The organism is Tabrizicola sp., assembly GCF_016792905.1.
Classification (GTDB): domain Bacteria; phylum Pseudomonadota; class Alphaproteobacteria; order Rhodobacterales; family Rhodobacteraceae; genus Tabrizicola.
In genome coordinates this window covers 37,567-63,976 of sequence record NZ_JAEULP010000035.1, presented here as the reverse complement: position 1 = coordinate 63,976, position 26,410 = coordinate 37,567, and the positions used below count along the sequence as shown (strand labels likewise).

28 protein-coding genes and 2 pseudogenes are annotated in these 26,410 nt (G+C 64.9%); 11 read left to right on the top strand and 19 right to left on the bottom strand.

What is annotated here, in order from left to right:
* The 4 genes and pseudogenes from JNL31_RS07605 to JNL31_RS07590 all read right to left on the bottom strand — a co-directional run.
* A pseudogene (locus tag JNL31_RS07605) lies at nt 1-282 on the bottom strand (oxidoreductase); the annotation flags it as partial.
* On the bottom strand, nt 279-896 hold the full coding sequence (locus tag JNL31_RS07600) for a dimethylamine monooxygenase subunit DmmA family protein (protein ID WP_174209871.1): 618 nt from the start codon (nt 894-896) through the stop codon (nt 279-281). The gene JNL31_RS07600 and the pseudogene JNL31_RS07605, both read right to left, overlap by 4 nt.
* A 109-nt stretch (nt 897-1,005) precedes the next feature.
* Nucleotides 1,006-2,145: an aminomethyltransferase family protein gene (locus JNL31_RS07595; protein ID WP_294971839.1), complete on the bottom strand. Its 1,140-nt coding sequence runs from the start codon at nt 2,143-2,145 to the stop codon at nt 1,006-1,008.
* Nucleotides 2,146-2,303: 158 nt separating this feature from the next.
* Nucleotides 2,304-4,067 carry an APC family permease gene (locus tag JNL31_RS07590; protein ID WP_294971836.1) on the bottom strand — a complete coding sequence of 588 codons (1,764 nt, stop codon included), beginning with the start codon at nt 4,065-4,067 and terminating at the stop codon, nt 2,304-2,306.
* 76 nt (nt 4,068-4,143) lie between these two features.
* Here JNL31_RS07590 and JNL31_RS07585 point away from each other — a divergent pair, with 76 nt between their 5' ends.
* Nucleotides 4,144-4,392, top strand: a complete 249-nt coding sequence (locus JNL31_RS07585; RefSeq protein WP_294971833.1) for a hypothetical protein — start codon at nt 4,144-4,146, stop codon at nt 4,390-4,392.
* Between the two features lie 8 nt (nt 4,393-4,400).
* On the opposite strand, the gene JNL31_RS07580 is transcribed toward JNL31_RS07585, so the two are convergent.
* From JNL31_RS07580 to JNL31_RS07555, 6 genes are all read right to left on the bottom strand, one after another.
* Nucleotides 4,401-5,744, bottom strand: a complete 1,344-nt coding sequence (locus JNL31_RS07580) for an NAD(P)/FAD-dependent oxidoreductase (protein WP_294971831.1) — start codon at nt 5,742-5,744, stop codon at nt 4,401-4,403.
* 182 nt (nt 5,745-5,926) lie between these two features.
* A complete protein-coding gene (locus JNL31_RS07575; protein WP_294971828.1) occupies nt 5,927-6,340 on the bottom strand; it encodes a universal stress protein in 414 nt (137 codons plus the stop codon).
* Nucleotides 6,341-6,619: 279 nt separating this feature from the next.
* Nucleotides 6,620-7,927: a type III glutamate--ammonia ligase gene (glnT, locus tag JNL31_RS07570; protein WP_294971826.1), complete on the bottom strand. Its 1,308-nt coding sequence runs from the start codon at nt 7,925-7,927 to the stop codon at nt 6,620-6,622.
* Between the two features lie 50 nt (nt 7,928-7,977).
* Nucleotides 7,978-9,306, bottom strand: a complete 1,329-nt coding sequence (locus JNL31_RS07565; RefSeq protein WP_294971823.1) for an FMN-binding glutamate synthase family protein — start codon at nt 9,304-9,306, stop codon at nt 7,978-7,980.
* A 7-nt stretch (nt 9,307-9,313) separates the two neighbouring features.
* Nucleotides 9,314-10,003 (bottom strand): GXGXG domain-containing protein, encoded by a 690-nt coding sequence (locus tag JNL31_RS07560; RefSeq protein ID WP_294971820.1) that lies wholly within the window; start codon nt 10,001-10,003, stop codon nt 9,314-9,316.
* Nucleotides 10,004-10,007: 4 nt separating this feature from the next.
* The gene (locus JNL31_RS07555) at nt 10,008-10,904 is read right to left on the bottom strand and encodes a glutamine amidotransferase family protein (RefSeq protein ID WP_294971817.1); all 897 of its coding nucleotides are present in this window, start codon (nt 10,902-10,904) and stop codon (nt 10,008-10,010) included.
* 224 nt (nt 10,905-11,128) lie between these two features.
* On the opposite strand from JNL31_RS07555, the gene JNL31_RS07550 reads away from it, so the two are divergent.
* The 6 genes from JNL31_RS07550 to JNL31_RS07525 are packed head-to-tail and all read left to right on the top strand — an operon-like array spanning nt 11,129 to nt 14,409.
* Nucleotides 11,129-11,416: a hypothetical protein gene (locus tag JNL31_RS07550; RefSeq protein ID WP_294971816.1), complete on the top strand. Its 288-nt coding sequence runs from the start codon at nt 11,129-11,131 to the stop codon at nt 11,414-11,416.
* Between the two features lie 2 nt (nt 11,417-11,418).
* Nucleotides 11,419-11,799 carry a hypothetical protein gene (locus JNL31_RS07545; protein ID WP_294971813.1) on the top strand — a complete coding sequence of 127 codons (381 nt, stop codon included), beginning with the start codon at nt 11,419-11,421 and terminating at the stop codon, nt 11,797-11,799.
* Nucleotides 11,800-11,808: 9 nt separating this feature from the next.
* Nucleotides 11,809-11,979 (top strand): hypothetical protein, encoded by a 171-nt coding sequence (locus JNL31_RS07540; RefSeq protein ID WP_294971810.1) that lies wholly within the window; start codon nt 11,809-11,811, stop codon nt 11,977-11,979.
* A 4-nt stretch (nt 11,980-11,983) separates the two neighbouring features.
* A complete protein-coding gene (locus tag JNL31_RS07535; RefSeq protein ID WP_294971807.1) occupies nt 11,984-13,420 on the top strand; it encodes an APC family permease in 1,437 nt (478 codons plus the stop codon).
* A 39-nt stretch (nt 13,421-13,459) separates the two neighbouring features.
* Nucleotides 13,460-14,137, top strand: coding sequence for a hypothetical protein (locus tag JNL31_RS07530; RefSeq protein WP_294971805.1), 678 nt, complete (start codon nt 13,460-13,462; stop codon nt 14,135-14,137).
* A complete protein-coding gene (locus tag JNL31_RS07525; protein ID WP_294971802.1) occupies nt 14,134-14,409 on the top strand; it encodes a hypothetical protein in 276 nt (91 codons plus the stop codon). Before JNL31_RS07530 ends, JNL31_RS07525 begins: the two co-directional genes overlap by 4 nt.
* Before the next feature lie 56 nt (nt 14,410-14,465).
* Here the strand turns inward: JNL31_RS07525 and JNL31_RS07520 are convergent, their stop codons facing one another.
* The gene (locus tag JNL31_RS07520; protein ID WP_294971800.1) at nt 14,466-14,819 is read right to left on the bottom strand and encodes a hypothetical protein; all 354 of its coding nucleotides are present in this window, start codon (nt 14,817-14,819) and stop codon (nt 14,466-14,468) included.
* Nucleotides 14,820-14,829: 10 nt separating this feature from the next.
* On the bottom strand, nt 14,830-15,690 hold the full coding sequence (gene hemF, locus JNL31_RS07515) for an oxygen-dependent coproporphyrinogen oxidase (protein ID WP_294971797.1): 861 nt from the start codon (nt 15,688-15,690) through the stop codon (nt 14,830-14,832).
* A gap of 76 nt (nt 15,691-15,766) precedes the next feature.
* Here hemF and JNL31_RS07510 point away from each other — a divergent pair, with 76 nt between their 5' ends.
* Entirely contained in the window at nt 15,767-16,159 is a 393-nt protein-coding gene (locus JNL31_RS07510; RefSeq protein WP_294971794.1) for a hypothetical protein, read from the top strand.
* Between the two features lie 15 nt (nt 16,160-16,174).
* Here the strand turns inward: JNL31_RS07510 and JNL31_RS07505 are convergent, their stop codons facing one another.
* The 3 genes from JNL31_RS07505 to clpS are packed head-to-tail and all read right to left on the bottom strand — an operon-like array spanning nt 16,175 to nt 18,355.
* Nucleotides 16,175-16,987, bottom strand: a complete 813-nt coding sequence (locus JNL31_RS07505) for an SDR family oxidoreductase (RefSeq protein ID WP_294971791.1) — start codon at nt 16,985-16,987, stop codon at nt 16,175-16,177.
* 9 nt (nt 16,988-16,996) lie between these two features.
* Nucleotides 16,997-17,989: a class I SAM-dependent methyltransferase gene (locus JNL31_RS07500; RefSeq protein WP_294971788.1), complete on the bottom strand. Its 993-nt coding sequence runs from the start codon at nt 17,987-17,989 to the stop codon at nt 16,997-16,999.
* 45 nt (nt 17,990-18,034) lie between these two features.
* Nucleotides 18,035-18,355, bottom strand: coding sequence for an ATP-dependent Clp protease adapter ClpS (gene clpS, locus JNL31_RS07495; protein WP_197642537.1), 321 nt, complete (start codon nt 18,353-18,355; stop codon nt 18,035-18,037).
* Between the two features lie 109 nt (nt 18,356-18,464).
* Here clpS and JNL31_RS07490 point away from each other — a divergent pair, with 109 nt between their 5' ends.
* The 3 genes and pseudogenes from JNL31_RS07490 (at nt 18,465) to JNL31_RS07480 (ending at nt 22,030) form a co-directional block, all read left to right on the top strand.
* Nucleotides 18,465-19,172 carry an HAD family hydrolase gene (locus JNL31_RS07490; RefSeq protein ID WP_294971784.1) on the top strand — a complete coding sequence of 236 codons (708 nt, stop codon included), beginning with the start codon at nt 18,465-18,467 and terminating at the stop codon, nt 19,170-19,172.
* 253 nt (nt 19,173-19,425) lie between these two features.
* Nucleotides 19,426-20,430 (top strand): annotated as a pseudogene (locus JNL31_RS07485) (D-alanyl-D-alanine carboxypeptidase family protein); the annotation flags it as partial.
* A gap of 922 nt (nt 20,431-21,352) precedes the next feature.
* A complete protein-coding gene (locus JNL31_RS07480) occupies nt 21,353-22,030 on the top strand; it encodes a fumarylacetoacetate hydrolase family protein (RefSeq protein WP_294971782.1) in 678 nt (225 codons plus the stop codon).
* Between the two features lie 124 nt (nt 22,031-22,154).
* Here the strand turns inward: JNL31_RS07480 and ccoS are convergent, their stop codons facing one another.
* Genes ccoS through ccoG form a run of 4 tightly spaced genes read right to left on the bottom strand, consistent with a single transcriptional unit; the run spans nt 22,155 to nt 26,384 of the window.
* Nucleotides 22,155-22,313, bottom strand: a complete 159-nt coding sequence (ccoS, locus tag JNL31_RS07475) for a cbb3-type cytochrome oxidase assembly protein CcoS (protein WP_294971779.1) — start codon at nt 22,311-22,313, stop codon at nt 22,155-22,157.
* A complete protein-coding gene (locus tag JNL31_RS07470; RefSeq protein WP_294971776.1) occupies nt 22,313-24,517 on the bottom strand; it encodes a heavy metal translocating P-type ATPase in 2,205 nt (734 codons plus the stop codon). The genes ccoS and JNL31_RS07470 overlap by 1 nt, the downstream gene beginning before the upstream one ends.
* 2 nt (nt 24,518-24,519) lie before the next feature.
* A complete protein-coding gene (locus JNL31_RS07465) occupies nt 24,520-24,972 on the bottom strand; it encodes a FixH family protein (protein WP_294971773.1) in 453 nt (150 codons plus the stop codon).
* Nucleotides 24,972-26,384 (bottom strand): cytochrome c oxidase accessory protein CcoG, encoded by a 1,413-nt coding sequence (gene ccoG, locus JNL31_RS07460; RefSeq protein WP_294971770.1) that lies wholly within the window; start codon nt 26,382-26,384, stop codon nt 24,972-24,974. Before ccoG ends, JNL31_RS07465 begins: the two co-directional genes overlap by 1 nt.
* Nucleotides 26,385-26,410 lie beyond the last annotated feature (26 nt).

Sequence of the window (26,410 nt, the reverse complement as noted above, 5' to 3'; positions counted from 1 at the left end):
CCCCGGCACGACGTGACTGTGCATGAACAGCGAACCACCCCGCCCGGCATCGTCCCGCCGCACCGAGATTTCATAGCCCGAGCCATCCTCGGGGTCGGACATCAGCGAATAGGGGTTCAGCCGCCTTGTGCCGTGGTCGTCCATTTCCACCACGGTATGGGCGCCGCCGGAAAAGGCGGGAAGCGCACCGCCATCACGCGCCACAAAGCGGAAACGTTTGATCAGGTCATTGACCTGCACCACCTCGGCCACGCGGACGTGGAGTTTTGCGCCGCCGCTCATTGGAACCTCACCACCGCTTCGGGCACCTGACCCGGGTCTTCCGCATCAATATTCACCCCCTGAAACGCCGCCAGACGGCGCGAGTAATGGTCGCGCACGAACAGGTTCAGGCCGCAATGGCTGCACCGGAACGGATCGGTGGCGACGTTTTCGGTGATGCCCTTGCAATGCACGCATTGCACGCGCCGCACGGTCGAGCCGCGATGTTCCTTCTGGATTGCCACGAAGGGCACGCCGGTCGCCATGATGTCGCGCTCGGCCTGCCCGATCAACCCTTCGGTGCCGGCAAGATAGAACTGGGTGCCCATATGGGCATCAGCCAGAACCTTGGCCAGACGCGGCAACAGCGTGGGGATGGTCGGCGCGCGGAACACCTGCGCGGCCCCCAAGGCTTGCAGGCTGTCCCATTGGTCGGTGCCATTGGGGCCGGGTGTGTAAAGGATATGCGCCGCAGCCAGCATCGCGGCGCGGTCGGGCGCGCGGGCAATCAGGTCAACCACGGCTTCGGCGCCTTCGCCATCGGCCACGATCAGATGCAGACGGCCCGGGCGCGGCGCGAGCGTCGCATAGACCGGGCGACTTTTGATTGTTGTGGAAAGGGGGGTCTGTGTCATGCATTCCGTCCGTTTGTGGCCGTCCGTTTGTGGCCGTCCGTTTGTGGATTTGCACCCGGCCGGGGGCCCCTGTCCGCGCCGACAGGCCCCCGACCGGGTTCAGGCAGGATCAGTCCTTGGCCGTGCGGCGCTTCTTCTCGATGTCATAGAAGGGCAGCGAATGGGTCTTGGCCTTGATCGGGCCATGGGTGCCGCATTTCACCACCAGATCGGTGCCCTCATTGGCGCAATCGACCGGCAGGCGGGCGATGGCCACGGTCCAGTCGTTCAGCGGCGAATACATCGCCTGCGTCACCACGCCGACCTGCGTATCGCCCCGGAACACCGGCGCACCGTTGCCGGGCACATTCTTGCCTTCCAGCTTCAGCCCCCAGATCTTGAAGCGTTCCTTGCCCTTCAGCCGGTAATGCTCTTCCGCGCCACGGAAACCCACCTTGCCGGGCGACACGGTGAAGTCGAGCCCAAGCTCCCACAACGTATCGCCGGGGCCTTCGTTTTCAAACGGATACATTTCCGAATTGTCGAAGGGGAAGAACAGCAGGTAGCTTTCGGTGCGCAGCATATCCAGCGTGGTGAACCGGCAGGGGATGATCCCCATGGAAGCGCCTTCCTCCAGAATCCGGTCCCAGATCATCACCGCATCCTGCCCGCGGCAGAAAATCTCATAGCCGCGCTCGCCGGTGTAGCCGGTGCGCGACAGGGTGATCGGCTTGCCGAAGAGGCTGGTCGGCATATGGCTGAAATAGCCAAGCTGGCGGACGCCCGGAATGTGCTTTTCCAGATAATCCACCGCCAGCGGCCCTTGCAGCGACAGATCATGCAGGTTGTCGTCAAAGCGGATCGACACATCGCGGCCGGTCGCCGCCATGGTCAGTTGTTCATGCCCGGCACCCGAGCCATGCACCACCATGAAGCTGTTCGGCCCCATGCGGTAGATCACGCAGTCATCCACGAACTTGCCCGCGTCGTTCAGCATACAGGCGTAAACCGCGCGGCCCGGCATCAGCTTTTCCACGTTGCGGGTGGTTGCCCGCTCGATCACATGGCTGGCGGCATGGCCGGTGATATGGACCTTCTTCAGACCCGAGACATCCATCAGCCCGGCCTTGGTGCGGATTGCCATGTATTCGGCATCCGGGTCGCCCTTGGAATAGGACCAGGCGGTGCCCATCCCGCTCCAGTCTTCCAGATTCGAGCCAAGCGCGCGGTGGCGGTCGATCAGCGTCGAAAAACGCCAGGAATTGGTCATCTGCGGTCTCCCTGAATTGGTCTGATTTTCGCCAAGTCTGTTAGGGTCTGCGACGAAAATCAATAATGAAATGCAAGTATTTTTCTTCGCAGAAAACATTGCATGAAAAAAGGGCCGCTTGCGCGGCCCCCTTTCCGTAAGCGTCAGAAAACAGGCACTCAGGCCGGCAGCACGAAGAACCAGTTGGCCCAAAGCACCACCGCCGCCCCGGCGACCAGCGCCAGATAGGGCAGCATCCCGGCCTTGCGTTCGCCCAGATCGCCTTCTTTCAGGCCCAGATCGTCATAGGCTTCTTTCGGGAACTTGCCGCCATCGACGATGTAATGGCGATACCAGAACACCGGGAAGATGAAGGCGGCAAAGACCAGCCCCGACCACAGCGCATTCTCATAGCCCCAGACCTTGGCCCCGGCGCCAAGGAACAGCGCGTTCACGAAGGCCAGCACGGTGTTGATGCCGATCAGCCATGTCGGCGCTTTCCACGGGCGTTCCATATGGGCCGAATCGATGCGGTGAATCCAGCCGGCATTCAGGTTCAGGAAGTTGAACATGATGTAGCCGACGTTCGAGATCGCCAGCACATAGAAGTAGCCCGCTACATCCGAGGCCAGCGCCAGCAGGATGACGTTGAAGGCAACATCCGTCCACATCGCCTTGTGCGGGGCGCCGTGGCTGTTCACTTCGCCCAGATATTTGGGCAGCCAGCCATCGCGCGAGCCCTGATAGAGCGTGCGCGACGAACCCGCCATTGCCGTCATGATCGCCAGAAACAGCGCCATGATCATCAGGATCACGAAGATCTGGGTGATCACCGGCCCGCCGCCGATCATGTTGCCCATCGCCTCGCCGACGCCCGTGCCGTCGACGATGCCGGTCGCGAGCATGCCTTCCACCCCGTAGACCCCCTGGAACGAGAACGGGATCAGGAAGAAGAACACGCAGCACAAGAGGCCGGAATAGAAGATCGCCCGGAACGTGTCGGTCTTCGGGTCCTTCAACTCGCGGGTATAGCAGACCGCGGTTTCAAAGCCGTAGGTCGACCAGGCCGCAATGTACATGCCGCCCAGGAACAGCGTCCAGCCGCCGATCGACCAGTCGCCGTCGACGCCGGAATAGGCCGCGGTCGGTGGCACCAGGTTGGTCACGTTCATCCAGTTGATCGACCCGTTGACCAGCGGCACCAGGCCGACCAGCAGCAGCGGCACCAGCACGATGATCGCCAGCCATTTCTGCGCCGAGGCCGTCGAGGCGATGCCCTTCTCCTGGATCATCAGGATGATCAGCATCAGGATCACGCCGATGATGAAGGTCGAGTTGAAGTGCAGGTTGCCAAGGCCGGGGATGGCGATCTGGAAGGCTTCCCAGGTGCGGAACGCGGGCGTCAGCGCCGCCACGCCATCCGAGGCCGCCACCGCCTTGATCGCATCCTCGGCCGTCACGCCCGCATTCGCGGCCATGTAGTCCACGACCGACTGCGTCGTGGCGGTGTAGTCCGCCAGATGCGCCGTCACCCAGTCGACCACCGCCTGACTTTCCGCCAAGGGAATCGGGAACAGGGCGTTCAGGATATAGCCCGCCGCGATGGCGCAGCCGAGCGACAGCACCGGCGACCAGGCGAACCAGTTGCACCAGACCGACAGCGGCGCGATCAGCTTGCCATAGCGCAGCCAGGCAGTAGCGCCATAGACCGAGGTTCCGCCCGACTTGTTGCCGAACATTCCCGCCATTTCGGCATAGGTGAAGCTTTGCAGGAACCCCATGATCATCGAAATGATCCAGACCAGAAAGGCCAGTTTCCCCGTCGTCCCGGCAATCCCGCCGATCGAGAACAGCACCAGGGGCGGCACCCCTGCCGCAACCCAGAAGGCGCCCTTCCAGGTCAGCGCCCGGACCATCTGGCCCGATCCAGTTTCAGTCGTCATTCCCTCTCTCCTGTTGGGCGACATACGCGGCTCTTGGGCATTTCTTCCTGCCTGCCCTTCCCTCCGATATGCGGTCATGAATCAAGTCTTTGCGGACGTCGGTCGTTCAGTCCTGTTCCCCAGCCACTCCTTCGTCCGGCGCAGAATCGTCTCAGGGCTCGGCTTTGCCTGCGACCTGATGCCGCGCAGGAAAGCACGGGCTTCGGGTCATGGCGAGAAAAAATTGATCCCTGCGAAAGAAAGTTTCCCGGTGATCACTGTTGCCGGTCCCAATCTGCCCAAAAATGCAAACGGCGCCATTTCCGGCGCCGCTTTCTGTCGCTGAAGACCTGATCAGTTCTTCAGATAGCTTTCCATCGAATCCTCCAGCGCGTCCTTCCAGGGCGTGTGGTGGACCGGCGCCATCGTCCCGGTGATGACCGATTTGTAGGCATGGTTGCGGAAGGCCATGATGTCCTGCTTCTTGTGCTCCTTCCACTCGAAGAAGGCCTCGCAGGCGCCGTCGACGTCGAAGGACGGATAGTCCGTCTCGGCGATCAGCTCCTTCACATAGTCGCCCTGATAGTGGATGGCGTCGTGGGCGTCCTGGCCGGCGTCTTCGTGCGCCACCCGGTCCACGACGTCCTTCAGCAGCACCTTCTTGTCGGTCGGAATCTTGATCTTGCCCATGATCGCGTCCCGCACCCACCAGGCTTGCGCATCGAACATATTGAAGGTGAACCACTGGTCCTGCATGCCCAGATAGAACAGCTTCGGATTGTGGACGTAGACCACGCCCTTGTAGAGATCGTTGGTCGCCAGCCGGTTCGCCGTCTTCAGCCGCAGATCATCAGGCAGGAACGGGAAGTGGTGCTTGTAGCCGGTGCACAGGATGATCGCGTCCACCTTCTTTGACGTGCCATCCGAGAAATAGGCGGTGTCTTCGTCCACCCGTTCCAGCTTCGGCACTTCCTTCCAGTTCGACGGCCATTTGAAGCCCATCGGCGCGTTGCGATAGGCGACCGTGATCGATTTCGCGCCGTATTTCCAGCACTGCGACCCGATGTCCTCGGCCGAATAGGACGACCCCAGGAGCAGCAGGTCCTTGCCTGCGAACTCGCGCGCATCGCGGAAGTCATGCGCGTGCAGGACGCGGCCGTTGAACTTGTCGAATCCGGGATACTCGGGCACGTTCGGCACCGAGAAATGGCCAGAGGCGACGATGACGTTGTCGAACTCCTCGTCGTACATCCGGTCGTTCTTCAGATCATGTGCCGTGACGGTGAAATTGCCCTTGGCTTCGTTGTATTTCACCATCCGCACCGTGGTCGCGAAGCGGATCCAGTCACGCACGCCGGCCTTCTTCACGCGGCCCTCGATATAGTCGACCATCACCGCGCGCGGCGGGTAGCTGGCGATCTGCTTGCCGAAATGCTCCTCGAAGGAATAGTCGGCGAATTCCAGGCCCTCTTTCGGCCCGTTGGTCCAGAGGTAGCGGTACATGCTGCAATGCACCGGCTCGCCGAATTCATCGAGGCCCGTGCGCCAGGTATAGTTCCACAGCCCGCCCCAGTCCGATTGCTTCTCGAAGCAGACGACTTCCGGGATATCCTCGCCCTTCGCCTTGGCCGACTGGAACGCGCGCAACTGCGCAAGGCCCGAGGGCCCCGCTCCGATGACGGCAACTCTTTTCTTCATGGTGACCTCCAGTGTTGGGTATTGGTGCCGCGCGGGCGCTCTGATTTATGCGGTCCAGCCTAGAGACAAAGTTGCGCCTGTGTCAAATCTTCTTCCTGATGGTAAACATGATGAACCCCGGAAGCGGCAAGCTCCGGGGTCCGGGGTCACAACCTTTGCGAGAAGCCTAGCCGCAAGCGCAGTCAGCGGGCAATGGTCACGGTGCAATGGGCGCGGGTGGCCACCTCGCTCGCGACCGAGCCCAGGACAAGGCGCTGCAAGCCCCGCTTGTCGCCGGTTCCCATGACGATATGGGTATATCCGTTCTGCTCGGCATAGGCGATGATCGCCGGAGCTGCCTCTCGGGCCACCACTTCGACGGTCCCGACATCCTTTGCGCCTTCCTTCTTCGCCAGCGCCTCGGCGTCGGCCAGAAGTCTCGCCACCTCTTCCGACTTCCAGTGGCTGATGGTCGGGCCGCGCACGCCGCCATGCGCGATGTTCACCACGCAGATCGTCAGGTGGCCGCCGGTCGCCTTGGCCACTTCAGCCGAAAGAATGACACCAATCGTCGCGTGGTCGGACCCGTCGGTCGGGCAGAGAATCTTGCTGGTCATCACATCCATCCTTGGTCTGATTTGCATTGAATGCACCTAACCACGAACTGCCCTTGCTGGCTTTGACTTGCGTCAAGAAAGTTTACCCCAAGGTAAATTGCGCGGCGGAGTGACGAGAAAAACCCCGGATCGCTCCGGGGCCAGTTGGGGGTTCAGGTCTGGTAAGACGCGCAGGCAACGGGCCTGGGGGCCCTTCGCAAGGTGTTAAGAAGTGATGAATGTCCGCGAGCAAGTTATTGATTTTGCTGCCTCCAAGATTCTGTCCACCGTGGACAGAAATCAGATGTCCAGCGTCGTCTGCGTCTCCCAGGCCGAGAAATGGCTGCAATAGTCGTTCCATTCCTTGTGCTTCAGCTTCAGGAAGGCGGCCGAGAACTCGTCCCCCATCATCGACTTCAGGGTCTTGTCCTTGTCATACTCCCGCAGTGCGTCGAGCAGGTTCAAGGGCAGCTTCGGCGCCCCCTTCACCTTGTGGCCGTCCTGATACATGTCGATATCGTAGCGCCGCCCCGGGTCCGCCTTGGTCCGCACCCCGTCCAGCCCCGCCGCCAGGATCACCGCCTGCATCAGGTAGGGGTTCGCCGCGCCATCGGGCAACCGCAGCTCGAACCGTCCCGGGCCCGGCACGCGGACCATATGGGTCCGGTTGTTGCCGGTCCAGGTCACGGTGTTCGGCGCCCAGGTCGCCCCCGAGGACGTCCGCGGCGCGTTGATCCGCTTGTAGCTGTTCACCGTCGGGTTGCAGATCGCCGCCAGCGCGCTGGCATGCTTCATGATCCCGCCCAGGAAGTGCCGCCCCTGGTCCGACAGCCCCAGCTCCTTCGACTTGTCGGCGAAGGCGTTGGTCTTGCCGTCCAGCGTCCAGACCGAGATATGGGCGTGGCAGCCCGACCCCGTCAGCCCCTTGAACGGCTTCGGCATGAAGGTCGCGCGGAAGCCGTGCTTCTCGGCGATCGACTTGGTCATGAACTTGAAGAACGAATGCTTGTCTGCGGTTTGCAGGACATCGTCGTATTTCCAGTTCATCTCGAACTGGCCGATCGCGTCCTCGTGGTCGTTCTGGTAGGCCTCCCAGCCCAGCTCCAGCATGTAGTCGCAGATCTCGCTGATCACGTCATAGCGCCGCATCACCGCCTGCTGGTCGTAGCAGGGCTTCTCGGCGGTGTCGTAGGCGTCCGAGACGCCCGACCCATCGGCGTTCAGGATGAAGAATTCGGGCTCGACCCCGGTCTTCACCCGCAGGCCTTCCTTCGCCGCCTCGCCCACCAGCCGCTCCAGCACGTTGCGGGGGGCCTGGTCGACGAGCTTTTCCTCCATCGTCGCCCGCGCCGCGACCCAGGCCACGTCCTTCTTCCAGGGCAGCTGGATCACACTGTCCGGGTCCGGCACCGCCATCAGGTCGGGGTGCGCAGGCGTCAGGTCCAGCCAGGTCGCGAACCCGGCGAACCCGGCGCCATCCACCGCCATGTCGTTGATCGCCTGCGTCGGCACCAGCTTGGCCCGCTGCGACCCGAACAGGTCGGTGTAGGAAATCATGAAATACTTGACGCCCTTATCCTTGGCCCATTTGGCAAGGTCCTTCGCCATTGCTGTAACTCCCTTGGTCTTTTCTTGATTGATGATCGGGAAACGGCGGCCTAGAAGCCGCCGTTCCGTCCCGGTATCCAGCTGGTCCCCGCCAGAGGAACCCCCGCCATAGCCGCCGCCTCGATGGTCAGCGAGCACAGGTCCTCGGGTTCCAGGTTGTGCAGGTGGTTCTTGCCGCAGGCCCGCGCGATGGTCTGCGCCTCCAGCGTCATCACCTTGAGGTAATTCTTCAGGCGACGACCGCCCAGCACCGGGTCGAAGCGCTTGAACAGTTCCGGATCCTGGGTGGTGATCCCCGCCGGGTCTTTGCCCTCATGCCAGTCGTCATAGGCATCCGCCGTGGTCTGCAGCTTCTGGTATTCGGCTTCCAGCTTCGGATCGTTGTCGCCCAGCGCGATCAGCGCAGCGGTGCCGATGGCAACCGCATCTGCCCCCAGCGCCATCGCCTTGGCCACGTCCGCACCCGACCGGATGCCGCCCGAGACAATCAGCTGCACCTTGCGATGCATCCCAAGGTCCTGCAGCGCCTTCACGGCTTGCGGAATGCAGGCCAGGATCGGCATGCCGACATGTTCGATGAACACGTCCTGCGTCGCCGCCGTGCCGCCCTGCATGCCGTCCAGCACGACCACGTCCGCCCCGGCCTTCACTGCAAGTGCGGTGTCATAGTAGGGCCGTGCGCCGCCGACCTTGACGTAGATCGGCTTTTCCCAATCGGTGATCTCGCGCAGCTCGTGGATCTTGATCTCAAGATCGTCCGGCCCGGTCCAGTCCGGGTGACGGCAGGCCGAGCGCTGGTCGATCCCCTTGGGCAGGTTCCGCATCATCGCGACACGGTCGGAAATCTTCTGCCCCAGTAGCATCCCGCCGCCGCCCGGCTTCGCGCCCTGGCCGACCACGACCTCGATCGCATCGCAGCGCCGCAGGTCGTCGGGGTTCATGCCATAGCGGCTGGGCAGGTATTGATAGACCAGCGTCTTGGAATGCCCACGCTCCTCCTCGGTCATGCCGCCGTCGCCGGTGGTGGTCGAGGTGCCCGCCGCGCTGGCGCCACGGCCCAGGGCTTCCTTCGCCGGGCCGGAGAGCGCGCCGAACGACATCCCGGCGATCGTCACCGGAATGTCCAGATGGATCGGCTTCTTGGCGAAGCGGGTGCCCAGCCAGACATCGGTCGCGCATTTCTCGCGGTAGCCTTCCAGCGGGTAGCGGCTGATCGAGGCGCCAAGGAACAGGAGATCGTCGAAATGCGGCAGGTGGCGCTTGGTGCCGCCGCCACGGATGTCGTAGATGCCGGAGGCGGCAGCGCGGCGGATCTCGGCGTTCACCGCCGGGGTGAAGGTGGCCGAATAGCGCGGCGGGGTATGGGGAAAATCGCTCATCTTTGCCTCAGTATGCCGCTGCGTTGTCGATGTTGAAGTTGTAAAGCTTCCGGGCAGAGCCGTAGCGCTTGAACTCTTCCGGCTTGGCCTTGCCGTCCGCCTCGCCCCGCTTCAGCAGATCTTCCAGAAGCGCATAATGCTCGGGCCGCATCTCCTTCTCGATGCAATCCGCGCCCAGTGACTTCACAGAGCCGCGCACGAAAAGCCGCGCCTCATAGAGCGAGTCGCCCAGCGCGTCGCCCGCGTCGCCCAGCACCACCAGGTTGCCCGACTGCGCCATGAAGGCCGACATATGGCCGATGTTGCCATGCACCACGATGTCGATGCCCTTCATCGACACGCCGCAGCGGCTGGAGGCATTGCCCTTGATGACCAGAAGCCCGCCGCGCCCGGTCGCCCCGGCATATTGGCTGGCGTTGCCGTCGATGATGACGGTGCCGCTCATCATGTTTTCGGCCACGCCCGGACCCGCCGAACCCTTGATGCGGATCGTCGCCTGCTTGTTCATGCCCGCGCAGTAGTATCCGGTCGAGCCGCGCACGGTGATGTCCACCGGGGCGTCGACCCCGGCGGCGATGGCGTGGGCGCCCTTGGGGTTGACGACCTCCCAGTCGGTCATGTTGGTCTGGCCTTTCAGGCCATGCAGCGCGCTGTTCAAGGCGCGCAGGCCCTCTTTGCCCAGATCGAAGCTCTGCATTCTCTCAACGCTCCCAGAAGTAGACGGTGGCGGGTTCCGGTTCCCAGACGCGGGCATCCTCGATCCCCGGCAGGTTTACCAGCGCCCGGTATTCCGACCCGAAGGCAACATACTGGTCGGTCTCGGCCATCACGGCGGGCTTGCAGGCGATCGGGTCGCGGACGACGCCGAAGCCGTTCTTGGTGCCGACGACAAAGGTGTAGAAGCCGTCAAGGTCATCGAGGCCGGATTCCAGCGCCTGACCCAGGCTTTGCCCCTCTTCCAGCTTCCGGCTGACATAGGCGGCGGCAACCTCGGTGTCGTTCTGCGTCTCGAAGGTCTTGCCCAGGCGGATCAGCTCGCGCCGCAGGCCGTTATGGTTCGACAGCGAGCCGTTGTGGACCAGGCACTGGTCCGATCCGGTCGAGAACGGGTGCGCGCCCATCGTGGTGACGGCGGATTCGGTGGCCATCCGGGTGTGGCCGATGCCGTGGGTGCCCTTCATCTTCGACACGTCGAAGCGCGAGGCCACATCCTTGGGCAGGCCGACTTCCTTGAAGATCTCGATGGCGTCGCCGACGCTCATGACCTTCACGGTCGGGCGCAGATGCGCCAGCGCAGATCGTGCGGCCGCCATCTGGTCAAGCGGAACTTCCAGCACCGCATGGGTCGACTTCACCAGGATCGTGACCGGCTGGCCGATGGCGTCATGCAGGTCGCCGTCCAGGTTCTTGAAATCCTTGTCGGGATTGGCCGACTGGATGGTGATCTTGCCCAACCCATCCTTCGCCCCGCCGTAGATCGCGATGCCCGCGCTGTCGGGGCCGCGGTCGGTCATGGTGATCAGCATGTCCGTCAGCATGGCGCCAAGCTTCGGCTCCAGCTTCGGGTCCTTCAGGAACAGCCCTACGATTCCGCACATGGATTCGCCTCCTTCGTGTCGTTCGGTTGACGCTAGCACCGTCCTTTCCGCCTATCAACTGGTAAGAAACATTTTTCACCTGTCGGGAAATTCTGCTCCGGGATGGCGGTTTTCCTTGACAGACTGTCGCAGGTAGCTTTCCCTTCGGAAAAACTTTTTCCGCGTGGGGAAAGACGTCGGGGCCACGTCACGCGGGTAAAACCAAGCGCCCAAGGGAGGGAACTGTGGGAGATCTCAATCAGCGGATTGAGGCGATGCACAGGCGCGATGTCATGGTGGCATGGGCGTTTGTCATTGGCCTCTGGTTCGCCATCATCTTCGTCGCCATCGCGACCTGGAACCTGGCGCCGACCGGCGGGGCGCGAACGCTGCTGCTCATCGCGGGGGCCATCGTGCTTGTGTTCAACACCGCCGCGATCCTGGCGATGCTGCGCCACTACCGCGAGGACCGCGACTTCATGTACGGCCTCGACATCAAGTTCCTCGACGAATCCAAAGGCAGGAGGGACTGACGATGGCCCATTATGAACCCCCGAAGCAGGGCAAGGCCAGCCAGCTGATCGACGTGATCGTGCTGGTGATCCTTACGGTCGGAGCGCTCTTCGTGCCGCTCTGGATGGGCATGGCCGGTGCGGCCAAGACCGTCGCCGCGCCCATTGAAAACGCCACCTGGGAAGCGCTTGGCCAGACCCCGGCGCAGGCCGCGCAGTACGAAGCGCTCGGCTACACGCCGGAAAGCGCGCATGACCTGATCCTCGCCCGGTTCGACTACAGCTTCTCGGTCGGCGCCCTTGTCGCGATGGTCGTGGTCATCCTGCTGTATTACTTCCTGATCCTGCGGTTCTCGGACATCGAGTACCGCGAGGTCATTTCCGAAAAATTCGGACAGAAATAGGGGGCCGCGATGGATCTGTGGAACTGGCTTGAATACGCGGCCTGGGCGCTGTCGGCGCTGTTCGGGCTTTACATGGTCGTGGACTGGCTGAAGACCGACTCCAGCTATTCCGAAGACGTCCTGACCTCCTCGCGCGAAGGCGAGCTTGAGGCCATGACCGAAGAAGAACACAGGGGATGAGATGATGACAGACACCGATATCACCTCGCCCGTCATGGACGGCATGGGGCCACACGGCACCAAGGTCGGCCTCCTGCGCGTGCTTGGCCCCGCTCACGTCTGGGCGCTTGGCGTCGGCATCGTTCTGGTCGGCGAATACATGGGCTGGAACTTCGCCGTCGGCAAGGGCGGCGCCTATGCCGCACTGATCGCCTGCTGGTTCGCGGGTATCCTGTACACCTGCGTCGCGATGATCGACTCCGAGGTCACCTCGACCGTCGCCGCCGCGGGCGGGCAGTACACGCAGGCCAAGCATATCGTCGGCCCGCTGATGGCCTTCAACGTCGGCCTCTACCTCGTCTTCGCCTACACCATGCTGGAGGCGGCGAACGCGATCACGGCGGGCTATCTCTTCTTTGTCGTGGCACAGATGTCCGGGCATGCCGGAGATCTGGACCAGCGACCCTTCATCATCCTGGTCATCATGTTCCTGGCCTGGCTGAACTACCGGGGCGTGCTGGCGACATTGACCTTCAACCTGGTCATCACCGCCATCGCCTTCGTCGCGATCCTGGTGCTGTTCGTGTCCACCTCGGGTATCCTCGGCGGCGGAATCATGCAGCACGCGGCGCTCTTCGAGGGCCACGAATTGCCCTACGGCTGGATCGGCGTTCTCGCCGCGATGCACTTCGGGCTCTGGTACTACCTTGGCATCGAGGGCACGACCCAGGCGGCCGAGGAAGTCCGCTCCCCCGCCCGCGCGCTGCCGTTCGGCACGCTGGCCGGGATCATGACCCTCCTCATCGCCGCGACGCTGACCTGGTACATCTGCTCGGGCGTGCTGCCGTGGGAGTTCCTGGGCGACGGCGTCAATGGCGCGGTGGCACCCCTGTTCTCGACCGCGCAACTGGCCGGGTCGACCGGCCTTGTCTGGCTCCTGGGCTTCGGCACCCTCTTCGCCACGCTTGCCAGCGCCAACGGCTGCATCAACGACGCCTCGCGGGCCTGGTTCGCCATGGGCCGCGACAAGTACCTGCCAGGCTGGTTCGGGGCGGTCCATCCAAAGTACCGCACCCCCTACCGGTCCATCGTCTTCCTGGTCCCGATCGCCCTGATCTTCGCCCTTGGCGCGCCGCTCGACCAGGTGATCACCTTCTCGATCCTCTCGGGCCTCTTGGAATACACGTTCATGCCGCTGAACATCATCATGTTCCGCAAGAAATGGCCGCTGAACTCGATCAAGCGCGGCTATGAACACCCGTTCCACCCGCTGCCCGCGCTGACGTTGCTGGCGCTATGCGGCATCACCTTCTTCGCGGTGTTCCTGGGCTATGGCACCCAGCTTGTCGCGATGATCGGCTTCTACATCGTGGTGTCGCTCTGGTTCCACTTCTGGCGCTATCGCTTCGTGAACCGGGGAACGCAGTTCACCATGCCCTGGCCGAAGCCGCAGGGCTACTAAGGCAAGCGGCCCGCCCTGCACAGGGGCGGGCCTTTTCCCATGTCTCCCCTCATTCCCCTTGGCCTTGCCTTCGCCGCCCTCGGCCTCTGGCTCGCCCTCAGCCTCCTCCGCGAAAGCCGCACCCGGACTGCCACCCGCGCCGCCTATTTCGACGCGGTGAAACCCCTGTTCGACGGGGGCGAGACCCGGACCGAGCCCACCGGCTTTCCCCGCATGGCCGGACGCCGGGCGGGCCTCGCCTTCGACCTGCAGGCCGTCCCCGACACGCTGACCTTCCGCAAGCTGCCCGCGCTCTGGCTCCTCGTCACCCTTCCGGAAGCCTTGCCACTTGCCGCCACGCTTGACCTGATGGCGCGACCTTCGGGCAACGAACCCTTCACCCGCTTCAATACCCTGCCGCAGTCGCTGCACACGCCGACCCACCTGCCGAAGGACATCGCCATCCGCACCGACGATGCCAGCCGCGCGCCCCCGTCCGAGCTGATCGACCGCCATGCCGAGCTGTTCGCCGACCCGCGGGTGAAGGAGCTGGTCCTGTCGCCCAAGGGCCTGCGTATCGTCATCCTCGCCGAAGAGGCTGACCGAAGCCGCTATCTGATCTTCCGCGAGGCCGAGATGGGCCGCACGCCCCTGACTCCGGCCCGGCTGGAGCCGCTGCTCGACAGGCTCGCCGCAATCCGCAAGGATGTGCTGGCACTTGCAAAGGACCCCGCATGAAACCGCCCCTGAACCCTTACATCGTGCTGGCCGTGGCGCTGATCCTGCCCGGCATGGGCCAGGTGCTGAACCGCCAGCCGGTGCGCGGGCTGATCTTCGTCTGCTTCGCGATACTTCTCGGCGCCTTCACCCTGAAGACCGCCGCGCCGGAGGTGTCCTTCGTCGGCAAGATGGCGGGTGCGCTCTTCGTCTGGGCAATGGCGGTATTCGACGCCTACAAGGTCGCCCGTGTTCGCCAAGCGGTGTGGAGCCACGCGCAACGCCAGACCTGAGAGAGCCCAAATTCCTTTGAAGGAATTTGCAAAAGTGTTCAAAGACTTTTGGCCCCTTACTCCCGCCAAAGCCCCCCAAGCATCCCCTTCAGCGCCGCAAGCGCTTCGGCCCTGTCCTCGCAACCCGGCCCGATCCTGACCGCAACTGTCGCCGCGAAACCAAAGGCCGAACGCTTTACCGGCCGGATCGTCACCTCGAACCCCTTCGGTCCGACGACAACGCTTTCAATGGCATCCTCCGCCCCAAAGGTCTCGTCCGACGCCTCGAACCAGACCGGCCCGCCGCCGACTGGCTGGCGGAACAGCACATAGCCTTCCTCTTCATCTTCGCCCTCGGCGAAGCCCACGAAAAGCTGCCCCTCGTCCTCGACGACCGAACCATAGGCCGCCGTTATGCTGATGTCCGCCATGCTCCGCCCCTCAATACCACTTCGCGACGGGCGGCAGGCTCATCAGCACCGCGTTCGCGTCATGTCCGGTTTCAAGCCCGAACTTCGTGCCCCGGTCATAGACCAGGTTGTATTCGGCATAGAGCCCCCGGTGCAGCAGTTGCACCTCGCGGTCGGCTTCCGACCAGGCCGTCGCCGCCCGCCGTTCCGTCACCGGCACGAACGCTGGAAGGAAAGCCTCGCCGACCGAGCGGGTGAAGGCGAAGTCGCGATGCCAATCCCCCGTATTCAGGTCGTCGAAGAAGATGCCCCCCACCCCGCGCGCCCGTCCACGATGCGGCACGAAGAAATACTCGTCTGCCCAGGTCTTGAACTTCGCATAGTAGTCGGGGGAATGCGCATCGCAGGCCTTGCGCAGCTCGGCATGGAAATGCGCTGTGTCCTCGGCATATTCGATGCAGGGGTTCAGGTCCGCCCCTCCCCCGAACCACCAGGCACCGGGGGTCCAGAACATGCGTGTGTTCATGTGGACGGCCGGGGTATGCGGGTTGACCATATGCGCGACCAGGCTGATGCCCGAGGCCCAGAACCGGGGGTCCTTGTCCATCCCCGGTACGCCCCGCGCCGCCATGGCCGTCTGCGCCTTTTCGCCAAGAACCCCATGCACTTCCGACCAGTTGACCCCGACCTTCTCGAACACCCCGCCGCCGCGCATCACGCTCATGATACCGCCCCCGCCATCGGCGCGTGTCGTCGGCGAAACCTCGAACCGTCCGGGCTGGCCCTTGGAAAAACGGTCCTCCAGGCCTTCGAAAGCGGCAACGATCCGGTCGCGCAGGGTCCGGAACCAGATGGCGGCCTCTGACTTGCGGCGGTCAACGGGATCGGTCATGGTCAAGCCTCCGGGTATCGACATCGCCTGCCTAGCATCCCGGCGCGCCGCTTTCCACCGATTGAGGAGGGCCCCGATGAAACGCCTGACTTTTCTGACACTTGCCGCTCTTGCGGCCTGTGGTACGCCGCAGGAACAATGCATCAGCCGCAACACCCGCGACTTGCGGACGGTTGACCGGCTGATCGCCGAAAGCGAAGGCAACCTGCAGCGCGGCTACGCCTATGAAAGCGTTACCGTCTACGAGGACTACTGGACCCACTGCCCGATGCCGCGCCCGCCCGCAGGCGAGCCGCCGCCGAAGCCGCGCATGTGTCTCGACGAACGCCCGGTTACAGAGCAGCGGCCAAAGGCCATCGATCTGAACGAAGAGGCGCGCAAGCTGGCCAGCCTGAAGGAGAAGCGGAAGTCGCTGGTGCGGCAGGCCGAGGCCGTCATTGCCCAGTGCAAGGCCCAGTATCCCGAATAGGCCCGGCCCGGCAGATCAATGGGCCGGGGCGCTGACCGCGTCCAGAAGACTGCGCCCGCCGTCCACCGCCAGCACCTGGCCGGTGACAAACCCGGCAGCATCCGAGGCGAGGAATTGCACCGCCTCGGCCAGTTCTGCCGGGGCGGCGATACGACCCAGGGGAGTGGCCCCGGTAATTTCGTCGCGATAGCCGGGGTTGTCCTTCAGCGCTGCCTGCAGGCTCGCGCTCATCACCGAACCGAAGGCCACCGCGTTCACCCGGATGCCCTTCGGCGCCAGTGCCACCGCCAGCGACCGCGTCATCTGGTCCATGGCCGCTGCCGCCATCGAATAGCCCAGCAAGTCCGGCCGCGTGCCTTTCGCGGCGATCGAGGACAGGTTGATGATCGAGCCGAGCATTGTCCCCTCCTCCACCTCGGCCCGCTGGGCGTGCTGGATCATCCGCTTTGCGGTCATCTGGGACATACGCAACGCCGACAGGACGTTGTGCCGCCACAACTCCTCAACCGCATCCGCCTCGGGGTTCAGGATTTCTGATACGGCTGTCCGGCGGCTTGCATTCACCAGGATATCGACGCGGTCGAAGGCGTCGATCGTGGCCGACAGGAGGTTGGCGATGGTCAGCTTCTCGGTCAGGTCGCCCGCGAACATCCGCACCGGCCCCTCTGCCCGCGCCTCTTCACCGATCTCGGCCTCCAACCGGTCCTCATCCACGTCGGCGAACATCACGTTCGCGCCCTTGTCCACCAGATGCCGGGCAATGGCGAGCCCGATGCCCGAGGCAGAGCCGGTCACGATGGCAGTCTTGCCGGAAATGGAAAAGGACATGGACGGCCTCTAGGATTTGGCCCGAAGCGCATCGCGTCGGGGCTTGATGGCTTGGATCACGCGAAAGCCACTGCCGCCGGCCACATCCCTGACCTCAAGGAAGCAGTCCGACAGCACGGCATCATAGGGCAGATGCCGGTTGGCAACCAGCCAGAGGCTCCCGTCCGGGGCCAGCATCCGCCGCGCCGCGCGGATGAAGGCGGCCCCGAGCGCGGGGTCGGCGGCGCGCCCGGTGTGGAAGGGCGGGTTCATCACCACGGCGTCAAGCAGCGTCTCGGGCCGCCAGCTCGTGGCATCTGCCCAATGGAACCGGGCGCGGGGATCGGCGACGTTCACCCGCGCGCAGTCCAGCGCATCGGCCTCGGCCTCCACGAGGTCCAGTTTCTTCACCCCCGGCCGCTTCAGGATTTCCGCCGCAAGGAAGCCCCAGCCCGCCCCCAGGTCGGCGATCTTGCCGCCCAGCTTGGCAGGCAATGTCGCGGCCAGGAGGATCGAGCCGGGGTCCGGCCCGTCGGCCGAGAAGATCCCCGGCAGGGTCTGGAACCCTTCAACCTGATGCGGTGTCGCCCGCCAGTCCGACAGGTCCGCCCCCGCCTGGAACGAGGCCAGCTTGCCATGCGCCTTCGACAGGCTCTCCGATAGGTCCACCCGTCCGCGCAGGTCCTTCAGCGCGGTGTCGATCCCGTCGGTCTTCTGGCCGTCCACCGCGATCCAGCCGCCCGGTGCGACCTCTGCCGCCGCCTGCGCGATCAGCGCCCGCGCCGCCTCGCGCGAACGGGGCAGGCAGACGATGGCGGCGGCATAGGGCGCCGAGGGAGTCACGGAGTGGCTGGCGGCGAAATGGTCATGATCGGGCTTGAAGCCGGTCAGCACCACCACACGGTCGCGCGGCAGGGCCGACAGGTCATCGCCTACACGCGGCCGATAGACCGCAATGCTTCCCCTTGCGGGAAGCTCCAGCGCGCCGGTTTCTAGCGCCAGGGACAATCGGGCGGATCGCATGGGCGGGGCCTCAGGCCCCCGGCCCCCCTTTGGCAGGAAGCGGAGTCATTCCTTTTCCATCGTGCATTGCAGCGGGTGCTGGTGGCGGCGCGAGAAATCCATCACCTGCGCCACCTTGGTTTCCGCGACCTCGAAGCTGAACACGCCGACGACGGCCAGCCCCTTCTTGTGCACCGTCAGCATGATCTCGAACGCCTGGGCGTGGTTCAGGCCGAAGAACCGTTCCAGCACATGCACCACGAATTCCATCGGCGTGTAGTCGTCGTTCAGGAGCAGCACCTTGTACAGCGGTGGGCGCTGGGTCTTGGTCTTCGTCTTGGTCAGGATCGAGGTGTCATTCCCCGGCCCATCCGTCTTGTCAGACATGGTCATTGGGCGGATCGACAAGGGATGGATGCTCCGGGGCTGCGGGATTCGGGGTTGCAACTGACCCCTGAAATATAGCCTCTTTTGCCGGAACGAAAAGAGGGCGGCCATGCTGACCACGATCGGCTTCGATGCGGACGACACGCTCTGGCAGAACGAGACCTACTTCCGCCTGACCCAGGGCCGCTTCCTGCAGGCCCTGGCCGACCATGCCGCCCCGGACCGCCTGGCCGAGCGGCTGGAGGCGGCCGAGCGGCGGAACCTGGCCTACTACGGCTTCGGGGTGAAGGGGTTCACGCTGTCGATGATCGAAACCGCGGTGGAAGTAACCGAAGGTCGGGTGCCCGGCGCCGTGATTACCGATCTGGTAGCGCTGGGACGCGAGCTTCTGGAACATCCGATGGAACTGCTGCCGCATGTAAGGACGACTGTAATGGCGCTGGCGGCAGACTACCGGCTGGTCCTGATCACAAAGGGCGACCTGCTGCACCAGGAGAAGAAGCTGGCGCAGTCCGGTCTGGGCGATCTCTTCGACGGGGTGGAAATCGTGTCGGACAAGACCGAGGCGACCTATCGCCAAGCCTTCGCCCGCCATGGCACCGGGGCGGACCAGGCGATGATGGTCGGCAATTCCCTGAAGTCCGACGTGATCCCGGCGCTTGCCGCCGGGTCATGGGGCGTGCATGTTCCGCACGAACACGAATGGTCCTACGAGGCGGCGCTGGCCCCCACCGAGCATCGCCGGTTCCACATGATCGCTGACCTGGGCGACCTGCCGGACATTGTCGAAATGGTGCAACGCGCACCCCACAGCTAGCTCGACATCCCCGTGCCGACCCAAGATGTTGGCACATCGGCGGATTTGTGCTGCTTCCGCGCAACTACATCAACTGCGCCTTGAAACCCTTTGGATTTTTTGGGTTTTCGGATGTGATCGCCTGTGTTAGCCTTCCCGTCGAGGCAGAATAAGGCACCGGAAAATCCGGGCCAGCAGGCAAAGGGTGGGCGACGTGGCATCGCTTCTCGGGCGGATTTTCAACGCTATTTTTCTGGCATTTGTCGTCAGCACCATCGTGGTGACGTCGCCCCTTCAGGCCGCGCCCTTCGCGGCCATCGTGATGGACGGGCGCACGGGCGAGGTGCTCTACGAAAAGAACGCCGACGCGCGGCTGCATCCGGCGTCGCTCACCAAGATGATGACGCTCTACATCGTCTTCCAGGAGATCGAGGCCGGGCGGCTCTCGCTCGACACCAAGGTCACGGTAACGAAATACGCCGCCTCGCAACCGCCCTCGCGCCTTGGCCTCAAGCCGGGCCAGAAGATCGCGGTGCGCTACCTGATCCGCGCCGCGGCGATCAAGTCGGCCAACGACGCCGCCGCCGCCCTTGGCGACCACATCGGCGGCGACCATGTGACCTTCGCCAAGCGGATGACCCGCACGGCGCGGCAGTTGGGGATGGACAACACCACCTTCAAGAACGCCAACGGCCTGACCGCTGACGGCCATCTGTCGACCGCCCGCGACATGAACACGCTGGGCCGCCATCTGTTCTACGATTTCCCGCAGTACTACCACATCTTCTCGCGCCGCACGGCGGATGCGGGAATCGCGACCGTGACGAACACGAACTCGCGCTTCCTGGACGCCTATGACGGCGCGGACGGGATCAAGACCGGCTACACCGCGCCTGCCGGGTTTAACCTCACCGCTTCGGCGCACCGCGGCAACAAGCACATCATTGCGACGGTATTCGGCGGCACCTCCAGCGCGAACCGCAATGCGAAGATGGCCGAGTTGATGGACCTCGGCTTCGGCAAGGCCAAGAACAACGTGGCCGAACAGCCGCCGCAGGCTGCGCCGCTGGACGACGCGTTGATCGCTTCCGTCGAGACCGGGATCGACGAGATCGATGCCGAGGGCGGCGCTGGCAAGATCGTCCGGGTGTCGGGAGAGGTGAAGACCTCGCCCCGCCCGAAAGCGCGCCCGGCGATGCCGACCGTCACCGACGAGGTCGCGATTGCCATGGCCGAGGGGATCGACGGCGCGCTGGCCGAGGCGACTGCCGAACCCGCCCCGGAGGGCACGCTGGAATTCCAGGCCGAGGCAATGGCCGACCCAGGAACCGCAGTTGCCGAAGTTGAGCAGGCTGCACCGGAGATTGCCGTCGCCGCAGCCGACGTGCCTAAGGCCGCATCTGAAGAAGCCGTGCCCCTTGCCGATGCCGAAGTGCTGGTCGCCGCTACCGAACCTGCGGTCGATCCGTCGGCGCAAGGCAGCTTCGAGTCCCAGGCCGCTGCGCTCGCCACTGGCGCCGCGCCCGCCGAGACGCAGGTGGCGGCCCTGACACCCGCTGAAGAAGGCGCCCCGGTGGCCGAGCCCGATCCGGCCCTGGCCGGCATGAAGCCGAAGGCGCGGCCCGCGGGGATGACGGTCCAGCTCGCGACCATCGAGCCGGTGCTCGAGCCCGAGGCCCCTGCGGTGGAGGAAGTTGTCGTCGCCGAAGCCGCGCCCGAACCGGAGCTTGTCGTCACCGACCCCGGCACCGAAGTCGCGGCGGTCGAGCCCGAGACCCTTCTCGCCGACGTGACCGAAGTCGAAACCGTTGCCGCACCGGCAACCGTCGCGCCTGCGCCGGTGGACCTGGCTGCGGTGGTTCCGGCCACCAGACGCAGCGCTCCGATCTTCGATGCGGTCGAAACCACCGAGCCCGCCGTCGAGGAGGACGAGGAAGTCGTCGTCGTGCTGTCGACCTCGGGCGGGCGCCATTTTGGCGTGAACGTCGGCGAATACCCGTCGCGCTACGATGCCGAAAAGGCGCTCCTGAAAACCGCCTTGGCCGAAAGCGCCACGCTGAACGACGGGCTGCGGAAGACGACCCAGTCGGGCGGGGCCTGGCGGGCGAGCTTCATGGGTCTGACCGAGGAGCAGGCCGAACTTGCCTGCCGCCGTCTGACGGCCCGTGCCGTGCCTTGTGAAACCGTGGGAGGTTGAGACGATGGTCGCTCTGGTCTTCCCTGCCCTGCCGACCGTGACCCTTCCCGTCACCGGCCGCGCTGAACGCTTCCCGGTCCGCCGCATCTTCTGCGTGGGCCGGAACTATGCCGAGCATACCAAGGAGATGGGGGGCGACCCCGAGAAGGAGGCGCCGTTCTTCTTCACGAAGCCCGCCGATGCGGTGGTCGAATCCGGTTCGCGCATCCCCTACCCGCCTGCGACCCAGAACCTGCACCACGAGGGGGAGCTGGTGGTGGCCATCGGCAAGGGCGGCGCGATGGTATCCGAGGAGCGGGCCGAGGCGATGATCTGGGGGCACGCGGCGGGCAATGACCTGACCCGGCGCGACCTGCAGGCCGAGGCGAAGGAACGGCGGCGGCCCTGGGACATGGCGAAGGGGTTCGACAAGTCGGCGGTGGTGGGGGCGATCCGGCAGGGACCGCTGCCGGAGGCGCGGCTGCGCTGTTCGGTGAACGGGGCGGTGCGGCAGGAAGCCTCGACGAAAGAGATGATCTGGACCCCGGCCTCGATCATTGCGGCGCTGTCGCAGATGGTCAGCCTGTCGCCGGGGGACCTGATCTTCACCGGTACCCCGGCGGGGGTGGGCCCCTTGAATCGGGGCGACACCTGCAAGGTGGAAATCGAGGGGTTGCAGTCGGCGAGCGTGACCATCGCCTGATCTGTCCACGGTGGACAGAAAATCGGACGCAATGGAATCAATGGGTTGGTCTCGCGCATTTACGCGGACTTAACCTTTGGGTTGAGGCGGGACGGTGCGTGAAATCACGCACCCTGCCTCTGGCTCAGGGCTTCGGCTTGTCGTCCCAATCCTTGGTCAGGATGCGGTTCGCATCGCCCTCGGGGTCGTCGAACTGTTTCGTCCGCATCGCCCAGAAGAAGGCGGCGAGGCCGATGCCGCCGAGGAGCAGCGAGACGGGAATGAGGATCGCCAGGATCTCCATTACTTCAGCCGCATCGCGTTAAGAGAGACCGTGATCGAGGACAGCGACATGGCCAGAGCTGCCGCCAGCGGCGTGGCGTGGCCGATCAGGGCCAGCGGCACGGCCACCACGTTGTAGCCGCCGGAGATCAGGAAGTTCTCCACCATCCGCCGGGCGGACTGGCGGCCGATCCGCACCGCGTCGGCGATGGGGGCGATGTCCTGGCCGAGGAGCACGATGTCGGAAGCGACCCGCGCGGCGTCCAGCGCCGAGGCGGGGGAGATCGAGACATGGGCGGCGGCAAGGGCGGCGGTGTCGTTCAGCCCGTCGCCGACCATCAGCACCTTGCGGCCCTCGGCAGAGAGCGCCGCGACGCGGGCGGCTTTCTCGGCGGGGAGGACGCCGGACTTCCAGTTGGCGATGCCCAGACGGTCGGCAAGATCGCGGACCGGGGCTTCGGCATCGCCGGAGAGGAGTTCGACCTGCATTCCGGCGGCTTTCAGCGTCTTGACGGCGGCTTCCGCGCCGGGGCGGAGGCGGTCGGTGAAGGGGAAGGCATGGGTTTCGCCCGCAAGGGTGAGATAGGTCGCGGTCGCGGCCACCGGCGTGGCCCCGCACCAGTCGGCGCGGCCAAGGCGGACGCGGGCGTCCTGATACCGGCCCTCGATCCCCTGGCCGGGGACTTCGCGGATGTCGGTCACGTCGGCGGGTGCGATGCCCAAGCTGCGCGCGCCCTCGGCCAGGGCGCGGGCGAGCGGGTGCGAGGAGCCTGCGGCGAGGGCCGCGGCGACCGCGACCGCTTGGCGGGGCTGGTCGGCCAGCGCCACGGGTTCGGGCGCGCCGAGGGTCAGGGTGCCGGTCTTGTCGAAGACGACGGTATCGACCTCGGCCAGACGCTCCAGCGCGGTGCCGTGCTTGATCAGAAGCCCCTTGCGGAACAGCCGTCCGGAGGCCGAGGTGATCACCGCTGGAACCGCAAGGCCAAGGGCGCAGGGGCAGGTGATGATCAGGACGGCGGCGGAGATGTTGATCGCATAGCGCACGTCGCCGCCGGTGGCCCACATCCAGTAGCCGAAGGCCGAGAACGACAGGATATGCACCAGCGGCGAGTAGAGCCGCGAGGCGCGGTCGGCAAGGCTGGTATAGCGGGTCTTCGCGCCCTCGGCCACAGCCACGAGGTCGGCCATCCGGTGCAGGCTGGACTCCTTCCCCGCTGCTGTCACTTGAACCGTCAGCGGGCCGGTCAGGTTGACCTCGCCCGCGCTGACCACGGTCCCCTCGCCCGCCGGAACGGGCAGGCTTTCGCCGGTAAGGAGGCTGCGGTCCAGTTCCGAGGCGCCGTGGATCACCACGCCGTCTACGGGCATCCGTGCGCCGGGTCGGACGAGGACCATGTCGCCGGGCTGGATCTCGGCGATGGGCATTTCGACTTCTGACCCGTCGACCAGCAGGATCGCACGGGGCACTTCCAGCGCGGCCAGTTCCTCGGCGGCAGAGCGGGCGACGGCGCGGGTGCGGTGGTCGAGGTAGCGGCCCAGAAGCAGGAAGAAGGCCAGCATCACGGCGGCGTCGAAATAGGCGTGATGGCCGGACATCGCGGTCTCGTAGACCGAAATCGACGAGGCGAGGATCAGGGCGAGGCTAATCGGTACGTCCATGCCAAGGCGACATTGCCGGAGTGAGCCCCATGCGGATTTGAAGAAGGGCTGGCCCGCGAAGATCACCGTCGGCAGCGCGATGGCGCCGGAAATCCAGTGGAAGAGGTCGCGCGTCGCGTCTTCCGCCCCCGACCAGACGGCGACGGAGAGGAGCATCACGTTCATCATCGAGAAGAAGGCGACGCCGAGGCGCATCAGAAGCTCGCGGCCCTGACGGTCGGTCTCGGTGACGGAGAGGAGGCCGGGGTCTAGCTCGTGGGCTTCCTGGCCCTGGGCTTCGAGGACTTCGATCAGCTGGGCGGCGGTGACGGTCGGTTCGGCCTCGACGCTGACCCGCTTGAGGGTGAGGTTGACGCGGGCCGAGATCACGCCGGGGACGGCTTGCATGGCGGCCTCGACGGTGGAGATCGACTGCGCGCCACCGGCGTTCGGCAGCGACAGGACGATCCGCCCCGCACGCGCGGCCCTGAGCGCGGCGATGCGTTCGGCGGCGGGGACGACCACGCAGGCCGGGCAGGCCGAAACCGGGGCGGGCCCGGTGCTGGCGAAGTCTTCGGCCAGAGCCATGGTCAGCCCTTCACATAAAGCTCGGAGCGCTGTTCGAAGAGCGTCCCGTCGGCGGAGCTGGCTGTCACCTTGAGCATCCACTTGCCTTTGCCAAGGGCGACATCGGCGGCGTAAAGGTCGCCCTCTGCGGCGAAGACCGGGTTCACGTCATCCTTCGCCTCTGTCGTGCGGCCGACCAGCACCTGCAGGTCGCTGACCGTCACCGGCAGCCCGTCGGGCCCGGTGAAGGCCAAGGTCATCCGCCCCCGGTCATAGGCGGGCGTCATGACCCAGCCGAGCGCTTCCTGCGCGGCCTTGCGTTCGTTGAAATCCTGGCCCGCGACATAGGAGTTCTCGACCTCGAGCCCCGGGAAGGTGCTGACTGCCTTGACGGCGAGAAGGACGTTCACCCCGATGATCACCGCGAAGGCGCTGACGGTGATCGCAAGGACATGCCTGCCCGTAAGTTCGGCCATCATTCTTCCTTCCCGTTGAAGATCGTATCATGGTGCACGCGGTTCGTGGTGCCAAGCTCCTCGACCCAGATCCGCACGTCCGACCGATCCTCGACCGCCGCCCGGGTGCCGGGGGCCGCCGTCAGGTAGATGCGCTGCGACATGGTTTCGTTCGCGGGCACCGTCACGGTGAGGCCGTCCTGCCCTTCGAGCGCAAGGGTGACGAAGGCGTCGGAGGTTGCGGCGATGGTGAACTGCGCATCGGTGCCGTGCATGTTGCGCAGGCGGATGTCATAGGCGTTGCGGATCGAGCCGTCGGAGAGGGTGACGAAGGTCGGGTTCCTGACCGGGGTCACGTTCAGGTCGATGGGCGAGCGCATGAACAGGGCGACGATGAGCCCGATGCCGATCCCGGCCCAGAGCACGGTGTAAAGCACGGTGCGCGGGCGGAAGACGTGGCTCCACACGCTTTTCGCGGGCTCGCCGGCGCGTTCGCGGGTCTCGTCGGTGAGGGCGAGGTAGCCGATCAGGTCGCGCGGCTTGCCGATCCGGTCCATCACGTCGTTGCAGGCGTCGATGCAGAGGCCGCAGGTGATGCAGGCCATCTGCTGGCCGTTCCTGATGTCGATCCCCATCGGGCAGACGTTGACGCAGGCCATGCAGTCGATGCAGTCGCCGGTGGTGGTGCCGAGCTTGCCGCGCGGCTCGCCCCGCCAGTCGCGGTAGGCGATGGTCAGCGTGTCCTCGTCGACCATCGCGGCCTGGATGCGGGGCCAGGGGCAGGCGTAGATGCAGATCTGTTCCCGAGCGAAGCCACCGAAGAAGAAGGTGGTGAAGGTCAGGATCAGCATGGTGATGTAGGCGATCGGGTGGGCCTGGCCGGTGACGAGGTCCTTCAGGAGCGTTGGTGCGTCGGTGAAGTAGAAGATCCAGGCGCCGCCGGTGGCCAGCCCGATCAGGAACCAGACGGTCCATTTGATCGCGCGCTTGCGGATCTTCTCGGCGTCCCATTTCTGCTTGTAGAGCCGAACGCGGGCGTTCCTGTCGCCCTCGATCCAGCGTTCGACCAGGATGAAGAGATCGGTCCAGACGGTCTGCGGGCAGGCATAGCCGCACCAGACCCGGCCGGCAGCAGAGGTGAAGAGGAAGAGGCCGAGGCCGGCCATGATCAGAAGGCCCGCGACGAAGTAGAATTCATGCGGCCAGATCTCGATCATGAAGAAGAAGAAGCGGCGGTTCGCGAGATCGACGAGGACCGCCTGGTCGGGCAAGGACGGCCCCCGGTCCCAGCGCAGCCAGGGGGTGATGTAGTAGATGCCGAGCGTGATGCCCATGATCCACCACTTCAGCGTGCGGAAGGTGCCCTTTACCCGGCGTGGAAAAACCGGCTCGCGCGCGGCGTAGAGGCTGGGTTCGGTTTCGGGCGTGGACAAGGGGCGCTCTTTCATTGATGCGGACA

Excerpts from the sequence above, each read along its gene's own strand:
- JNL31_RS07600 (WP_174209871.1), bottom strand. The coding sequence starts at position 896 with ATGACACAGACCCCCCTTTCCACAACAATCAAAAGTCGCCCGGTCTAT.
- JNL31_RS07595 (WP_294971839.1), bottom strand. The coding sequence starts at position 2,145 with ATGACCAATTCCTGGCGTTTTTCGACGCTGATCGACCGCCACCGCGCG.
- JNL31_RS07590 (WP_294971836.1), bottom strand. The coding sequence starts at position 4,067 with ATGACGACTGAAACTGGATCGGGCCAGATGGTCCGGGCGCTGACCTGG.
- JNL31_RS07585 (WP_294971833.1), top strand. The coding sequence starts at position 4,144 with ATGAATCAAGTCTTTGCGGACGTCGGTCGTTCAGTCCTGTTCCCCAGC.
- JNL31_RS07580 (WP_294971831.1), bottom strand. The coding sequence starts at position 5,744 with ATGAAGAAAAGAGTTGCCGTCATCGGAGCGGGGCCCTCGGGCCTTGCG.
- JNL31_RS07575 (WP_294971828.1), bottom strand. The coding sequence starts at position 6,340 with ATGACCAGCAAGATTCTCTGCCCGACCGACGGGTCCGACCACGCGACG.
- glnT (WP_294971826.1), bottom strand. The coding sequence starts at position 7,927 with ATGGCGAAGGACCTTGCCAAATGGGCCAAGGATAAGGGCGTCAAGTAT.
- JNL31_RS07565 (WP_294971823.1), bottom strand. The coding sequence starts at position 9,306 with ATGAGCGATTTTCCCCATACCCCGCCGCGCTATTCGGCCACCTTCACC.
- JNL31_RS07560 (WP_294971820.1), bottom strand. The coding sequence starts at position 10,003 with ATGCAGAGCTTCGATCTGGGCAAAGAGGGCCTGCGCGCCTTGAACAGC.
- JNL31_RS07555 (WP_294971817.1), bottom strand. The coding sequence starts at position 10,904 with ATGTGCGGAATCGTAGGGCTGTTCCTGAAGGACCCGAAGCTGGAGCCG.
- JNL31_RS07545 (WP_294971813.1), top strand. The coding sequence starts at position 11,419 with ATGGCCCATTATGAACCCCCGAAGCAGGGCAAGGCCAGCCAGCTGATC.
- JNL31_RS07540 (WP_294971810.1), top strand. The coding sequence starts at position 11,809 with ATGGATCTGTGGAACTGGCTTGAATACGCGGCCTGGGCGCTGTCGGCG.
- JNL31_RS07535 (WP_294971807.1), top strand. The coding sequence starts at position 11,984 with ATGACAGACACCGATATCACCTCGCCCGTCATGGACGGCATGGGGCCA.
- JNL31_RS07530 (WP_294971805.1), top strand. The coding sequence starts at position 13,460 with ATGTCTCCCCTCATTCCCCTTGGCCTTGCCTTCGCCGCCCTCGGCCTC.
- JNL31_RS07525 (WP_294971802.1), top strand. The coding sequence starts at position 14,134 with ATGAAACCGCCCCTGAACCCTTACATCGTGCTGGCCGTGGCGCTGATC.
- JNL31_RS07520 (WP_294971800.1), bottom strand. The coding sequence starts at position 14,819 with ATGGCGGACATCAGCATAACGGCGGCCTATGGTTCGGTCGTCGAGGAC.
- hemF (WP_294971797.1), bottom strand. The coding sequence starts at position 15,690 with ATGACCGATCCCGTTGACCGCCGCAAGTCAGAGGCCGCCATCTGGTTC.
- JNL31_RS07510 (WP_294971794.1), top strand. The coding sequence starts at position 15,767 with ATGAAACGCCTGACTTTTCTGACACTTGCCGCTCTTGCGGCCTGTGGT.
- JNL31_RS07505 (WP_294971791.1), bottom strand. The coding sequence starts at position 16,987 with ATGTCCTTTTCCATTTCCGGCAAGACTGCCATCGTGACCGGCTCTGCC.
- JNL31_RS07500 (WP_294971788.1), bottom strand. The coding sequence starts at position 17,989 with ATGCGATCCGCCCGATTGTCCCTGGCGCTAGAAACCGGCGCGCTGGAG.
- clpS (WP_197642537.1), bottom strand. The coding sequence starts at position 18,355 with ATGTCTGACAAGACGGATGGGCCGGGGAATGACACCTCGATCCTGACC.
- JNL31_RS07490 (WP_294971784.1), top strand. The coding sequence starts at position 18,465 with ATGCTGACCACGATCGGCTTCGATGCGGACGACACGCTCTGGCAGAAC.
- JNL31_RS07480 (WP_294971782.1), top strand. The coding sequence starts at position 21,353 with ATGGTCGCTCTGGTCTTCCCTGCCCTGCCGACCGTGACCCTTCCCGTC.
- ccoS (WP_294971779.1), bottom strand. The coding sequence starts at position 22,313 with ATGGAGATCCTGGCGATCCTCATTCCCGTCTCGCTGCTCCTCGGCGGC.
- JNL31_RS07470 (WP_294971776.1), bottom strand. The coding sequence starts at position 24,517 with ATGGCTCTGGCCGAAGACTTCGCCAGCACCGGGCCCGCCCCGGTTTCG.
- JNL31_RS07465 (WP_294971773.1), bottom strand. The coding sequence starts at position 24,972 with ATGGCCGAACTTACGGGCAGGCATGTCCTTGCGATCACCGTCAGCGCC.